The 15,168-nt window shown below is 49.4% G+C and carries 14 protein-coding genes; all 14 read right to left on the reverse strand.

Translation table 11 applies throughout. The features are described from left to right. Positions 1–57 precede the first annotated feature (57 nt). Positions 58–1,227, reverse strand: a complete 1,170-nt coding sequence (locus tag BLT35_RS03360) for a mandelate racemase/muconate lactonizing enzyme family protein (RefSeq protein ID WP_074727000.1) — start codon at positions 1,225–1,227, stop codon at positions 58–60. A gap of 3 nt (positions 1,228–1,230) precedes the next feature. Continuing rightward, positions 1,231–2,265 (reverse strand): glycoside hydrolase family 88/105 protein, encoded by a 1,035-nt coding sequence (locus BLT35_RS03365; protein ID WP_062407452.1) that lies wholly within the window; start codon positions 2,263–2,265, stop codon positions 1,231–1,233. Continuing rightward, complete coding sequence (locus tag BLT35_RS03370; protein ID WP_074727001.1) at positions 2,262–3,191, reverse strand: dihydrodipicolinate synthase family protein; 930 nt, start codon at positions 3,189–3,191, stop codon at positions 2,262–2,264. The genes BLT35_RS03365 and BLT35_RS03370 overlap by 4 nt, the downstream gene beginning before the upstream one ends. A 31-nt stretch (positions 3,192–3,222) precedes the next feature. Continuing rightward, positions 3,223–4,743, reverse strand: coding sequence for an extracellular solute-binding protein (locus tag BLT35_RS03375; RefSeq protein ID WP_062407448.1), 1,521 nt, complete (start codon positions 4,741–4,743; stop codon positions 3,223–3,225). Between the two features lie 94 nt (positions 4,744–4,837). Then, complete coding sequence (locus BLT35_RS03380) at positions 4,838–5,713, reverse strand: carbohydrate ABC transporter permease (protein ID WP_074727002.1); 876 nt, start codon at positions 5,711–5,713, stop codon at positions 4,838–4,840. A gap of 22 nt (positions 5,714–5,735) precedes the next feature. Further along, positions 5,736–6,665, reverse strand: a complete 930-nt coding sequence (locus BLT35_RS03385; protein ID WP_235594329.1) for an ABC transporter permease — start codon at positions 6,663–6,665, stop codon at positions 5,736–5,738. 291 nt (positions 6,666–6,956) lie between these two features. Next, the gene (locus BLT35_RS03390) at positions 6,957–7,418 is read right to left on the reverse strand and encodes a NanQ anomerase/TabA/YiaL family protein (protein ID WP_175471918.1); all 462 of its coding nucleotides are present in this window, start codon (positions 7,416–7,418) and stop codon (positions 6,957–6,959) included. Positions 7,419–7,429: 11 nt separating this feature from the next. Continuing rightward, a complete protein-coding gene (locus tag BLT35_RS03395; protein ID WP_054818767.1) occupies positions 7,430–8,383 on the reverse strand; it encodes a dihydrodipicolinate synthase family protein in 954 nt (317 codons plus the stop codon). Between the two features lie 52 nt (positions 8,384–8,435). Further along, positions 8,436–9,455, reverse strand: a complete 1,020-nt coding sequence (locus BLT35_RS03400; protein ID WP_074727004.1) for a sialidase family protein — start codon at positions 9,453–9,455, stop codon at positions 8,436–8,438. Positions 9,456–9,479: 24 nt separating this feature from the next. Next, positions 9,480–10,307: a carbohydrate ABC transporter permease gene (locus BLT35_RS03405; RefSeq protein WP_062407436.1), complete on the reverse strand. Its 828-nt coding sequence runs from the start codon at positions 10,305–10,307 to the stop codon at positions 9,480–9,482. A gap of 14 nt (positions 10,308–10,321) precedes the next feature. Further along, positions 10,322–11,179, reverse strand: coding sequence for a carbohydrate ABC transporter permease (locus BLT35_RS03410; RefSeq protein WP_074727005.1), 858 nt, complete (start codon positions 11,177–11,179; stop codon positions 10,322–10,324). Between the two features lie 87 nt (positions 11,180–11,266). Further along, complete coding sequence (locus tag BLT35_RS03415) at positions 11,267–12,598, reverse strand: ABC transporter substrate-binding protein (protein WP_062407432.1); 1,332 nt, start codon at positions 12,596–12,598, stop codon at positions 11,267–11,269. 146 nt (positions 12,599–12,744) lie between these two features. Further along, on the reverse strand, positions 12,745–13,776 hold the full coding sequence (locus BLT35_RS03420; RefSeq protein ID WP_235594250.1) for a LacI family DNA-binding transcriptional regulator: 1,032 nt from the start codon (positions 13,774–13,776) through the stop codon (positions 12,745–12,747). A gap of 245 nt (positions 13,777–14,021) precedes the next feature. After that, positions 14,022–15,041 carry a LacI family DNA-binding transcriptional regulator gene (locus BLT35_RS03425; RefSeq protein WP_054818764.1) on the reverse strand — a complete coding sequence of 340 codons (1,020 nt, stop codon included), beginning with the start codon at positions 15,039–15,041 and terminating at the stop codon, positions 14,022–14,024. Positions 15,042–15,168 lie beyond the last annotated feature (127 nt).

Below are 15,168 nucleotides of genomic sequence, written 5' to 3' on the forward strand. Positions count from 1 at the left end.
AATAAAAACGATGGCGCCGGATTTCCCGCGCACCATCGTTTTGGTTTCCGTCTATTTCTACTTCCTGGCTTGAGAGGTTCGATCCTGGAGCTGGTGAACTGAAACATTCCCCCAGCTTAAATCATCCGCTTTATATTTTTCTATTTGTTCCCAATCCAATTCGACCCCCAAACCATGCCGTTCACGGCCGGGCACAAGGAGATATCCGTTCTCATAGATGACCGGATTTTTAACAATGTCTCCTGCATACAACTCAGGGCCTATCGGATCCGATGTATAATTTAAATTGGCCAGGGAGCTGCCTAAGTGCGCCATGGCGGCCGTTCCGACCGACAGCTCTTGCGTCGTGCCGATCAGGCAGGATTTCCCCGCAACCTCCGCTGCCGCCGCCGCCTTCCTGGCGTTCGTTAGACCGCCGATAAAGATGGGAGAAATATTAAAGATATCGACCGAATCATGCTTGATCATTTCGTACTGCTGACGATAGCTCCATACGTGTTCGCTTACCGGATGATCCACTTTCATACGGAAATGGCGCAGCCCTTCAAAATCGTTCTGTACGGCAGGACTTTCAATCAGCTGAACATCATATGACGAGAAACGTTGTGTCGCCTGTACAGCGGATTTCCAGTCCAAGAGGTGGCTAAAATCCAGCGACTTGATGGTAACCTTCGAGCCGAATTCCGTTCTTACCCCATCGAGGAACGCTTCATCCGCATCCAGATTTTTTCCGGCATACAACCGGAACACATCGAAGCCCTGCCGAAACCGCTCGCGGACCACCTTCAGATTCTCTTCCACCTCTTCCATGAAACGGTGTCTGAAAATCGGATAGCAGACTTTTATTTTTTCCTTCATTCTTCCGCCGATGAAATCGGCCACGGAAATCTGAAGCGCTTTGGCGCAAAGATCATGCAATGCCGCGTCAACCCCGTTGCGGATAAAATTGCCCTTCTCATAATAAAACATCGTTTCCGGGAAATGACTAAGGAGCTCTTGATTGATCAAAGTGATATCAAACGGATTTTGACCTACTAATATGGACTTCAATACAGCCTTCATATCCCGAGTATCGAGTGAATAATGAGGCAGGTGGGAAAAATCCGACATCTCTCCAATTCCTGTCAGACCTTCGTCCATTTCGATTTCGACGATCACATGCTTGCTGACAAAGCCCGTATGTCTGGGCATTCCAACGACAGTTAACCTAATATCCGAAATTTTCATGGGCTACTCTCCTCGTACGGCTTCGCATAAAGCCAGCAAAGCCAATCCTTGGGTAAATGGGGTAATACCAAATGCAATGCGGTTATATTCCAAAGCGTTCGCTTTCACCGGCGTTCCCGTAGAACCTCCCGTTACATAGCCTTCTTGATCGATGTTGTCCGCCACAGCCGATAAAGCCCGCTCGCCCATGCCACGGAATTTCGGATCGATCAGGCCAAGCCGGATTCCCTTCATCACGCCATATGCGACCCCTGCCGTTACCGAGGTCTCCAGATAGGTTTCTTCGTGATTCAATACCGTCCTCCATAATCCGGACGGATCCTGCAGCCCGGACAAAGCCTGCAGCTGCTTGTGCAGGGTATCCGTCAGCTCCCGGCGTTGGGGCAAATCTTCAGGTGCGATCTCCAGCAGTTCGACAATCCCCGCCGTCATCCAGGCATTACCGCGCCCCCAATGCACACCGATCGGTTTACGCTCCACGTCGTGCCAGCCATGCACAAATAAATTCACCTGCGGATCAAACAACAGCTTGCAATGAATGTCAAGCTGCTTATACGCTTCCCGCCTGTACTCTTCATTGCGCAAAGCCAGTCCTCTCTGCGCCAAATAAAGCAAGCTCATAAATATCGTGTCCGCCCATACCTGATGAGCCCAGTTGTTATCCAATACCGTATGCTCCAATGCGCCGGATGGGGTACGTCGGCCCTCTATCATCAGATAGCGATCAAACGTCTGGAACACTTTTTCATATTTTTCATCCGGATCACGTTCGTTCAGCTCTAACATGGTCATTAAAAGAGAATTCGAATTTACGCATATTTTCTCAATGGCGTCGATCCGCTGATCGATCCACTGCTTCATCTTAATGGGAATCTCCTCATCCCTGGTCATTTCATACGTTTTCCATAGTCCATAAAAAGCGACGCCGATGGACCAATCCCACCTGCGCCAGCGAATGCCTCCGGGCTGATCCGAGTGTTCAAAGGTCAAATCCAGTGTGCGGGCTGCCGTGAGCTTTAACAAATCCAAATGGTTCATCGTTTGATCTCCTTTACTAGAGGAAGCAGGCCCCATTGATGAAGGATGGCCGTCACTTCTTTCTTATCCGCTTCATTCAGCGGATCGACAGGCTCGCGCGTGATGCCCGCACGAAGTCCCCGCTGTTCCATGGCTTCTTTCACGACAGCCACGTTGTTTCCTGCATGATATTTAGCCCGCAAGTTTTCAAAAGGCAACGCCTCCTCCCACAGCTTCCATACGGTTTCCCAATCATGGGTTTGCAGAGCCTTCAGCATCCCTTTGGACAGGTCCGGGTGTACGTTGATTAATCCCGAGGTAAAGCCTTTGGCGCCTGCGTTGTAGAAATACGGCGCCCATTTCTCCGCCGTGCCGCAAATCCAGGTCACATGGTGCTTCGCCGAAACCTGGCGAACCGTCCGGGTAAACCGCGGTAAATCGTTGATGGCGTATTTCACGCCGACGCATTTGTCCAATGGGGCCAGCTCCAATAGGATATCGTCCGAAAGATGCGCATCCTTAAAATAAAGAACCGACGGGATATCAAGGCTTTCGATCACCTTACGGTAATAAGAGACCGCGCCGGGAGTTGTGATGTAAGGATGAACCGGCTGGTGAATCATGACGCAATCGGCGCCCGCTTCCTGGGCATACCTGCCCAATTCGACCGCCGTATCCGCCGCATACCCGATTCCTGCCATGACGATTGCCCGTTTGTTTACCGTATCGATCACACGCTTCATGACCGCCTTCGCTTCTTCGAGGGTGAGCGCATAAAATTCGCCGGTATTCCCGCACGGGACAATGACTTCCGTGCCGTTGGCCATCAAAAACTCAATGTTGGCCTCCAAGCCTTCCCAGTCGATTTGGCGTGTCTCCTCGTCAAAAGGCGTAATATGGATCGCCGTAATCGTTTCAAGCTTCTTGCCGAATGCTGCGTAATCCATCTTATTCCTCCTCCCTTTATGAAGGGCTCTCCTACTTTTTCTGTTTGCCGTACTCCGCCGTAAATTCTTCCATGACCTGATCGCCGCCCGCTTTTTTCCATCGTTCGAGTTCAGCTTCCCAACCGGCGTCGTCGATTTTGCCCATAATATATTTGGTCTGGGCGTCGCGAATCAGGGTATCCAGCTCTGCGCCCTTTTCCATATAGGTCTTCGATGTAAGCGTCAACGCCACATTCGGAACCGCATTTTGCAGGTTATCCGCAACCACCTTCCAGCCTTTGGCCTGCAGTTCGTTTAATTGCAATGGAAGACCGGTGCCTGTAACCTCAAACGACGGAAGGCTGTCGCGGTACGGCTTCACCTCGAGGTTAAACAGTGTCAAATCTTTAAACTTGGCTTTGCCGTCAGGCGTCTTCTCAAAGTGCTTCCCTTCAAATCCTCTGGTCAGCAGCGTGGACATTTCCGGCTCCAGAAGTTGATCGAAGAAGCCCAGCAGACGTTTCAACTCCATTTCATCCTTTACGCTGGATTTCGGGAATACGAAAAACCCGTTGTTCCCCGGCTCGGCAGGCACGCGATTGCCGGAAGGCCCCATATAAGGCGCGATATCTACGGCAGCATTCGGAACGGATTTGGACACGTTGTCATAAGAGGTGGCTGCCGCCGAAGCCACCGTATTAATACGGATGCCGGCTTTTCCCGAATTCCATTTGTTATCGGCATCCGCTGTCTGAACAACGGAGAAATCCTGATTGATTAATTTTTCGGCATACAATCTTCTGAGCAGCTTCATCGAATCCTGATACGGTTTCGTCATAAATTCAGCTACGACTTTCCCGTTTTCGATCCCCCATTTATTGGGAGCCCCTTGCGAAACCGAGAGACGAGTCAAGAAGCTGCTGCTAAGGGCCGTGTCGTTATACGATCTGTCCATAAACAAACCGTACGTATCATTTTGACCGTTTTGGTCAGGATCCTTTTCAGCAATCGTTTTTGCAATGTTATACCAATCATCCAGCGTTACCGGCGGTTTCAGGCCTAAGGCGTCAAACCAATCCTTCCGGTAAACGATTCCGGCTCGTCCGATATCCCGGTACAACGGCAATCCGTACAGTTTTCCTTCCACCTTGATATTGTCGTAATACATCGGATTGGCATCCGATAAATTCTTGTATTCATTTAAGTAGGGTCCGATCTCCCAAAACAATCCGGATTGAATGGCATTGAGAGTTGTGGCGTTATACGTCAATTTAAACGCTTTCGGCATTTCGTCAGACGCAATCATAATATTCTTTTTATCTTCAAATGCAGCCGCCGGAATCCATTGAATGTCTACTTTGGCATTCGTATATTTCTCGATAGCCAGCTCGACTTCACTGTCTTTTTTGGGCGCTTCCCCTACTTGCGGCGTGGCGATGGTCACCTCAAGAGGTGTGCTGTCGGGCTGTCCTTCCGCCCCTTGCCGCGGTTCACTTTTTTCTGCGCACGCTGCAAGCGTTCCTGCGGTTAACGCCAACGACAAAAGCAAAGCTGCACAACGTTTTCTTTCCATGTTTACCCCTCCCGGATATAAAGTAGCATAACTTTTAGAAGAAAAACTTCTTATCGAAGTCATTCTGCGGAGTCAGACCTGCAGATCTTTCAGATCATCCTTTGACCGAGCCTAACAGGACGCCTTTGGCAAAATACTTTTGCAAAAACGGATAGACCATGACAATGGGAAACGTCGCGACGACAATAGAAGCCATCCGTACCGTTTGCGGCAAATAATCCATCGGATCCTGCTGGGCAGTGGAATCTCCAATGCGGTCCTGGGACATCAAAACGATCTGCCTTAATACGATTTGCACCGGCCATTTCTCGGAATCGTTGATATACATGACCGCATTAAAAAACGTATTCCAGTGCCCCACAGCATAAAATAATCCGAAGGTCGCCATAGCCGGCATCGATAAGGGGATGACGATCCGAAACAAGATCCCCAAATCATTGCAGCCGTCCATTTTCGCCGAGTCTTCCAAGCCGTCGGGAATCTGTTGAAAAAAGTTTTTGAGAACGATTAAGTTAAACGCACTGATAGCCGTCGGGATCATAAGAGACCAGTAGGTGTCGATCATTCCTAAAGATCTGACGACGAAATAGGTCGGAATCATGCCCCCGCTGAACAGCATCGTAAGCAGCACCATCAAAAGAATCGGACGGCGTCCCCGCAACGTCGTACGAGCTAACGGATAGGCCATAAACGAAGTGAACAGCAGATTGATGAACGTTCCGAATACGGCTACATAAATCGATACAACAATGCTGCGAGCCATGGTGTCGGTGGAAAATATGTATTTATAGGCGGACAAGGTGAATTCGGAAGGAAACAACAGCAGCCCTCCCTTGGATACCTCCTCCGGTGCGGCAAATGAAACGGCCACAATATAAACGAACGGAATGACGGCAGCGATAGAAACGATAAACAGGAGCGAATAGTTCACCGCATTGAATACCCTGCTGCTTAAAGATTTGTCTTCCATGGCATTGAGCCTCCCCGATGTTTTAGTAGACGCCCTCTTCGCCGAATTTCTTCGCCAGCCAGTTGGCCCCGACCACCAGCACTAGTCCGACAAGCGATTTGAACATACCGACAGCCGCACTGTAGCTGTACTGAGCCTGCGTCAAGCCCTTCACATACACATAGGTGTCGAACACTTCCCCAACTTCCCGGTTCATCGAATTCAGCATCAGGAAAATGTGCTCAAAACCGGTATCCAAAAAGCTTCCCAGCCGCAGGATAAACAAGATGACGATGGTACTCCGTATAGCGGGCAGCGTAATATGCCAGAGCTGCCGCCAACGGCCGGCTCCGTCGATACGTGCCGCTTCGTACAGCTGCAGATCGACTCCCGAGAGAGCGGCGAGAAAAATGATCGTCCCCCAGCCTGCCTCTTTCCAAATGGATTGGCTGATGATCATCGTCCGAAACCATTCTTCGCTGAGCAGGAACGGTATTTTCTCCATACCCATCTGTGCGATCATCTCGTTAATGATTCCGCCCTCTGTTGTAAACAGCACATAGAATATGCCTACGGCAACGACCCACGAAACAAAGTGCGGCAAATACAGCAGCGTCTGCGCAAACCGTTTAAACATTTCCTTGCGTACCTCATTTAACATCAGGGCCAAAACAATCGGAAGCGGAAAAAAGAACACCAGATTGTAAATCGCGAGCAGCAGCGTATTTCGAAGCAGCATCCAAAACTGCGGTTCCGAGAAAAATCGTTCGAAATGCTTCAGTCCTACCCACGGGCTCCCCAGGAAGCCCAAATGAGGCTTGTAGTCCTGAAACGCCATGATCAGGCCCCACATCGGCACATATTTAAATACCAGAAAATACAGCACCCCCGGGAATAAAAGAAAATACAGCCATCGGTCTCTGATGATGTCCCGCATAAGCGGCGACCGTTTGGCCCTGTCGGCCAATATCATGGATGGCTGTGCATCATATCCCTGCTTCATCCGACGACCTCCTGACTGGATTAGTACGCAAGTCCGCATTTGTAATAGCGCTTACATTTCATATCATAGGTTCGGGTATCATGACTGGCAATAGTACTGTTTCAACCATTTCGCTTTAGAGGTAAACATGCCGCCGGAGCAAGGGTTTCCGGCTGTTGAGCCTGGTGTATTATCATTTTTTTCAACCGCATCGTACCGGTTTAACCTGCCGGTTCGGCAGCAAAAAAGCCAGCTTAAACAGCTGGCTTGTAGCGTTCAATATCATCCCCACAGATCCCTGTGAACCTTTACCACAATCTTTTTGATGCTATGCTTCTCCCCATTGACATGACAGCACGGACGGTGAACATCCTCCGGGAAAAACACGGCGAACATGCCGGGCTTAAGCACAATCTCGGACTCATCATGACTATACTTGTAATAAGCGACATCACGTGCAGCAAGCTGGTTGTCCGCCATCTCCAGTTCCGCCGATAACCGGCTGAATCCGATTTTTTCTTCCCCGCTGACTAACAATTGGATATCTGCGTACGTCATATGGGATTCCGCCCGCTGCTCCTCCGCAGGCTTCGTTGACATTTCCTGCACCAACGCATACATCATTTGCCCGTCGAGCTCATATCTCCCCGGTTTCTGTGCGGCAAGGTTTCGGCTTACAATCTGTTCCAGCCCTTGTTGAATCGCTGGGGGGTATAAATGCTTTTCTTCATTATACTTATGCATGTCGCCAATCATCATAAGGATATCCCATCGTCAGCCCGCTTTACTGCAGCGGATGGTTTGGCATAGGCTTTGGTCAGCCGATACAGCTGTTCTACTTCCAGCCGGTTGGTGGCCGTGAACTCCAGATGATTTTTAGACCGGCAGTTGTAATTGGTAAAGATGCCTTCCAGCATAAGATAGTATTTGGCGTTCACCGGATAAAGCTGCTTTTCAATCAAAGAGGCGATGCTCAAAAAATTGCTCAGTTCGTCGGCTTCCTCCGGTTTATCGGACCAGTTGCGCATCAACCAAACATACAAATCCGGATGGAAATTGGCCATGACACCGCTGTAGCCTGTAATGCCGAGCTTCATGGTTTCAAGCAGCGTCGCCGAGTTCGCGTTGTATATATTCAAGCCGGTGCCTTGAACGGCTTCCATTTTCGCTTTCATATTATCCAAATCGCAGCTGGTATCTTTGAGGAACAGGAACCGTCCCGTATCCGCACACCATTTTAACAATTCAGGTGAAATCAGGCGTTTGTACGGAAAAGGACATTCATAAAACCCAAGCGCGATATCCTCCGGTATTTCGTTCAGCAGTTTTTCCAGATTGGTTTTCCAGACCTCGTCTGATTCATCCTGCCGAGCCAGCCGATTCGTAATCAAAACCAGCGCATCAATGCCTGTTGCAGCCATCGCGTTGAGTTCGGTTACCTGATCTTCGTAACGGTCCGAAATATGGCCTGAAGCAATGACAGGCACGCGCCCCGCTGCCTTTTCTTTGACGAACGCCGCGAGCTTCACTCTTTCCTCCAGGCTTAAAAAAAACATTTCACTGGATTGGCAAACGGCAAAGAGACCGTCCACCCCGTTTTGGATATACCATTCGATCGCCCGTTCCAGAGCATGGTAGTCAATTTCGTTGGATGTTGTAAAAGGGGTGACCATCGTCGGCCAAACGCCCGCGGAAATTTGTTTCTTCATAGGTTTCTCCCTCACTGTCCGATATTTAGGAAGGTTATCTGTACGTGTGCTGCTATAAGGATACCGATATTTTCCTGAATGCGATGCTTTCTCTTTTCCAAGTGTACGTCAGGTACAGATGGTTCCCCTGCGCAATCATGGCAGGATAAGAAAATTCTCCCTCTTCATCTTCCAGAATGAATTCGCAGCTCCAGGAGCGGCCGTTATCCTTAGATACCATGAATACAAGCGGTGTCCTCGGACCCCAGTTGACCCCAACCGGGTTGCATACCAATACGAGCATCCCATTATCCAGCTTTACTAGATCGATTCCACTGTTATTATTCGGCAGCGAAGTGGGATAAGCATCGCACCAGGTTCGTCCACCATCTGCGGAATCACTGCGATAAATAAAGCCTTCCGTACTGCGGAGCAGCATATGAACTTTGCCCGGTTCGGACTCCCATAGCGCCGGCTGAATCACGCCTCTGCCCGCAAACGATTGCTCCGAAACCGGAATATCGCTGTCTGTGACGGCTTGGATGCTGCTGTAATCGATATCCGGTATCCGAATGCCGCCGCTCTTCGTCCAATGGCCTCCCTGATCCTCAGACCGGTCGACAAAAGCCTGCCAAATCCCGTCTTCCGTGGACCCCGGCGCAAGCCATGTTCCGTCCGCCAATACGATCAGCTTGTTGCGGACCGGCCCCCGGCCGCCCCGGTCCCCCGCAACCAGCTCAACCGGCTCCGACCAGGTCCGTCCTTGATCCTGAGAAACCTTGAACAGGGTGTACCAGTCTTTCAATAACCGTCCCACTTTGTAAAAAAGGATGAGTTCCCCGTTGTCCTTCATGTGAAAAACAGGATTCCAATGAGGCAGTCCTTCCTCATCGGCCAGTTGAAACGGAGCCGACCAGCTTTCTCCCTGCCGGCGAGAGCACCAGATGGCCACATCGTCAGCGCCTTCCCTGCTTCCGCCAAACCATGCGGCCAGCACGTCTCCATTAGGAAGCAATGCCAAATGAGAGGCATGACAGCTGACAAAAGGACGATCGTGATCAAAAATGAGCTCATGGACTAAGGATGTGAACATCCCCTATTCCTCCTTTTCAAGATTCTATCCCTTGATCCCGGTATTGGATATGCCTTCTACGAAGTACCGCTGCAGCGACAGGAATACGATGACGGAAGGAATAATCGCCATGCAGGCTCCCGCAAGAGAAGTACCGTATTGAAACTGGGCGGTGGAATTGGCGCCGCCCATAAACTGGGCGATCCCGACGGTTAACGGCTTCAGGCTGTTTTCCCTGATGGCAATCAACGGCCACAGGAAGTTATTCCAGTTCGTAATAAACATCAGAATCGTAACCGTAGATATGGCAGGTTTACAGAGCGGCAGCATGATTCTTGCAAAAATGCCGAAATCTTGACAGCCGTCGATGCGCGCCGCTTCTTCAAGCTCGTTCGGGATGCTTTTGAAGAAGCTCGTTAAAATAAACACGCTGGTTACGTTTGCGCCGGCTACCAGAATAATGGAAGAATAGGTATTCAAAATACCCAGCTTGGATACAAGCAGAAACAGTGGAACAATATACGCTTGAATCGGAATGAGCAGCATCGAAACGACCAGGGTAAAGAGAATTTTTTTGCCTCTGAAATGCAGCCGCCCGAAAGCATACGCCGCCGGTGTGGTCAAAACCAGAACAAATATCGTAGAGGCGACAGTCATATATACGCTGTTCTTCATCCAGCTTAAATAAGGATAATTTTGCAATACCATTAAATAATTATCCAGCGTCATTTTATCGGGTATCCATTTGGGAGGATAGCTTACGATATTGGCTTCCGGCTTCAGTGATGAGATCAATGACCAGAGCAAAGGAAACAAGAATACGACGCTGGCAAGCAACATGATGATGTATACGGGAATCTTTTTTACATTCATGCTTTCATTCACTCCTAGTCATCCAGCTTCAGCAATTTCGATTGCAATTGAACCATCAGGACCAACATCGCAAGAATGGCGATGCCGATGGCGGAACCGTAGCCAAGGTTATAGTTCTGGAATGCGGTTCCATACAAATACTGAACAAGCGTAAGCGTTGCCGTTCCAGGTCCGCCGTTGGTCATGACAAAAATCTGGTCAAAGATTTGAATGGTGTTAATCAGCGTTAAAGTAATGATCATCGAGGTAATCGGCTTTAAAAGCGGCAGTGTAATTTTCATAAACGTCTGGTATTTGTTGGCCCCGTCAATGGTGGATGCCTCATACAAATCCTTTGAAATGTCCTGCAGGCCCGCCAAGTACAAGATCATATTGTAGCCGAGATAAGACCATACGGTAACAATCGCTACGGAGAAAAGCGCATATTTTTCATTCGTTAACCATTCTACCGGCGCCATGCCCAACCATTTCAAATAATAATTCAAAATCCCGAAATTGTTATCGTACAACCAGTTCCAGATAATTCCCACCACCGCCGGGATCAGAATATACGGAACAATGGATATGGTTCTGACGGCATTGCGGAACCGCAGCTTTTGGTTAAGCAGCACGGCCAGCAGCAGACTGAAGATCACCAGCGGAGGCAAAGTCATGAGCAAAAAAAACAAGGTGTTCTTTAAAGCAACATAAAAAATAGGGTCACGAAAAAGCTTCGTGAAATTGTCCAAACCGGCAAACGTCGCGTCGCCTACGATATTCCATTTCAGAAAACCGACAAACAGCCCGGCTACGCTCGGTCCGAAACGAAAGACAACGAATATCAACAAGTAAGGCAATAAAAACAACGCGGCAACCTTTCCTTGTCTTCTCATAAAGTCTACAACCCTTCCGCAAATAATATCAGCTTACGTAGAAGGGATACAGCCGGCATACTGCCGGCCGCATCCATGTAACCAGGTTTACCTGTCAGCCAAAATGGCATTCATGTCTGCTTGCAGCTTTCTCGCAATTTCAAGCGGATCTTTGTTATTCAGTACGGCGTCTTGAGCTGCAGTCAAAATCGGGCTCGGTGCCGTGCTGGAGAACAATTGGGTTGCCTTAGGATGGGACGGCAGGAGCACCGAATGATCCAAGCTTTGTACGAAGGCCTCTCTTCCAGGGAGCTTCTTGGCCGCTTCCATTCCATTGTTATTGGAAGGCAGCTGACCCGATTTAGCCCAATCATTGATGTTTTTATCCAACCACTGGACGAATTCGACAGCGGCTGCTTTTTGGCTTGGATCGGCTTTGTCGTTAACCGGGAAGGTCAGAATCTCTGCTGCCCCCCACGCCGCCGGTTTCTCGAAGACTTGCGGATACGGAGCGCTGCCCCATTTGATGTTAGAGGCTTCCAGCTTAGGCATTTGCCAAGGACCGTCTATGAACATCGCTACTTTCCCCGTAGTGAAATCGTCTACAGGAGACTTTTGCCCCTTCGGAACGATTTTGTGCTTGAAGATCAGATCCTGCAGGAAGCCGAAGGCTTTAGCGGCTTTCTGTTCATCCAGCTCCAATTTCGTCATGCTCTCCGTAAACGGGTTGCCGCCCTGTTGGTTAATCAGAGCATACACCTGGTAGAAAGAATGATGATTCATGCCAAAGCCCAAACCGTACTGCACAATATTATTTTCATCGAAACCGCTTTCGTTAGGATGCTTGCCGTTTTTGTCCACGGTCAGCTTCTGGCCGATGGCAATCAGTTCTTCCCCTGTTTTCGGCGGAGCCGTAATTCCGGCTTTGGCTAACAATTCCGTGTTATAGAAAAGACCGTGCATGTGAACATCCAAAGGTACGGCGTATTGCTTCTCTTTATAGAACGTTCCTTCCCATGCGAACTCCGAATAATCCGATTTGTTCAGCTTCGCCGTTTCCACGGGCTTGGGATCCAAGACGCCCATCTCCACAAATTGTCCGAGCTCGAACGGGTGCATAGCCAGTACATCCGGAGGATGTCCGCCTCTCATCTCCGTCAAAAATTTTGTAAACAGCGGAGTCCATTGCATGGATGAAAATTCAACATGAATTTTATTCTGTTCAGCATTAAATTTTTCGACCAGACCCTTCATCGTCTCTAGGTCGGGACCGGTCCAACCGCCCCAATAATCGATCCTGATCGGACCGCTTTGCTGCGAGGTACCGCCTGCTGCGTTATTTTCCCCCGCTGGCTGCCCGCCATTGCTTTGGCATGCCGTAAATACGGTCGTCATCAATGCGGCTGAGGCAAGAACTAAAGACACCCTTTTGAGCTTCATACAAGTTCCTCCAGTCATAAATTTATATATCTTAAAGAGCTTTGATCCGGAAATGAGAATATGAAATCAAAGCTGCTTTTAAGCCCTGTATGATAAAGCGTTTACTTCAAAATACGAGAAGGCGGGTTCACCTTCTCAACAGAACATTAGCGTTTTCCATTCCCTCCGCAAGACTTGCGGATCACCAAATGTGATTCGAACAATTTGTGAACCGATTCATGGGATTTATACTGCATCAAATCGGTCAGCACCTTGACACACTCCGCCGCCATCTCTTCAACAGGCAAATGGACCGTGGACAGCGTCGGAATCGTAAACCGCGTCACTTCGTCATCGTCATGGCCTACAATCTCCATGTCTTCGGGAATTCTCTTGCCGGCTTCCGTTAATGCCATCAAAGCTCCGACGGACATTTGATCGCTGATGGAAAACAGCGCCGTAGGCAGGTCTCCGCTTGCCAGCATCTGCCGGATCGCTTGATAACCGCCTTTTTCCGAGAAATCCGAATACACGATATGCCGGTCTGCAATCTCCATACCCAGCTCGCGGGCCTTCGACAAAAAGCCTTCCATTCGGAGGCGAATCGCCGAAGAGGACACATCCGGAACAATAAGCCCAACTTGTCGATGATCACGACTAGCAAACAGCATGGCCACTTCCTCGCCCGTCTTTTGGCTGTCGACATTCACCCAGGAATACTTGCTTGAGCTTCGCTGATAAAGCACGATGGGAACCATAGGGTTTGCTTGCTCCAAATATTCTTCATCATCCTCGGTGGCATTGGCAATAATCGCTCCGTTAAACCGGGTTCCTGTAATCAGGCTGCGTACTTCATGCAGTCTTGTGCCTACAAACGGTTGGATCAGTAGTTCATACTCTTGGTCCAAAAGGGCAAATGAATGTTGAAGCCCTTTCAAAAACCGGTTGATCAGGGCTGCACGGGTGTCGATCGACCAAAACAAAGCGATGATCGGCAGAACGGTTTCACCGCCACTGCGCAGCCGTCTTGCGGAAATATTCGGCTGGTAATTCAAGCTTTTGGCAGCCTCCCACACTTTTTGCTGCGTAAGGGCCGAGATCCGGTATTGATCGCCTTTGCCGTTAAGCACCATGGAAGCGGTGCCTTGGGACACATTCGCAAGCTGTGCAATTTCCTTTATGCTGGCTATACCTCTCACCTCGTTGCCGTAGTATCCACAAACTGCTAATACGTTTTGCTAATACGTTTTGCTAATACGTTTTTAGTATATTTAATAAGCGTTTTCATGTCAACGACTTTTTCGATTGGCAAGTCCCTAAAATAAAAAAAACTCCGATCGGAGAATTTCTCAGTTCCCTTTAACGTTTTAGTGAACTTAGTACCGTTAAAAAAAGCTTTCCCTCATGTCTTAACGACTTGAGCGAAAGCCCTTTCCCCGCTTCTTTATTTAAACCCGCCGCAGGAGCTGCGGATAACCATGTGCGTTTCAAAAATTTTCGTTAACGGCCCGACCGCTTTGTGGTGCATCAAATCCGTCAGCATGCTCACACACTCGCCCGCCATCTCTTCAACCGGCAAATGGACCGTGGATAACGCCGGGATCGTATATTGCGTCACCTCATCATTGTCATAACCGACGATTTCGATCTCTTCCGGTACTCTCCTGCCGAATTCGTTCAATGCCGATAACGTGCCGACGGCCATCTGGTCGCTAATCACAAACAAGGCCGTTGGCGGCTCTTTACCAGAGGACAGAAGCCGCCGGACCGCCTCGTATCCTCCATGCTCGGAAAATTCCGAGAATACGATATGCTCCGGCGCTGCCTCCAAACCTAATTCGGAAGCCTTCGCCAAAAAACCTTCCTTGCGTAGCCGGATGGCTTTGGAAGAGACATCGGGCACAATAGCCCCGACGGTCCGGTGTCCCCGGCCGGCAAACAGGCGGGCGACTTCCTCTCCGGATTTATAGCTGTCGACATAAACCGAAGAATACCGGGTGGAGCTTCTTTGGTATAAGACAATCGGGACGTTGAACTGTGTCTGCTCCAGAAATGCCTCGTCTTGCTCCGTCGGGTTTGCGATGATCGCGCCGTTGAACCGTGTGCCTGTGGCCAGGCTTTGCACTTCGTGCAGCTTTGTTCCCACATAAGGCTGAATCAGCATTTCGTATTCACCTTCAATATCCAAAAGCTTTTGCTGAAACCCCTTCAAAAAGCGGCTGATCAGCACCGTCCGGGTATCCAGCGCCCAAAACAAGGCAATGATCGGCAGTACAGTTTCGCCTCCGCTGCGCAGACGTCTTGCGGAAATATTCGGCTGGTAATTCAATTGTCTGGCCGCTTCCCAAATTCTTTGCTGCGTTACTGCAGAAATCCGATACTGCTCTCCCTTGCCGTTGAGCACCATGGAAGCCGTGCTCTGCGATACGTTAGCCAACCGGGCGATTTCTCTTATGCTGGCCATTCGGTTAACACCCCGTTACCTGTATATTAGCGGTTATTGCCGATGAACCTAATACGTTTTACTAATATTACTCGTCAAATCCATTTCATGTCAATAATAGGGTGAAGGAAGGGAACTGGGGATAAAA

It is taken from the genome of Paenibacillus naphthalenovorans (assembly GCF_900099895.1).
Classification (GTDB): Bacteria; Bacillota; Bacilli; order Paenibacillales; family NBRC-103111; genus Paenibacillus_G; species Paenibacillus_G naphthalenovorans.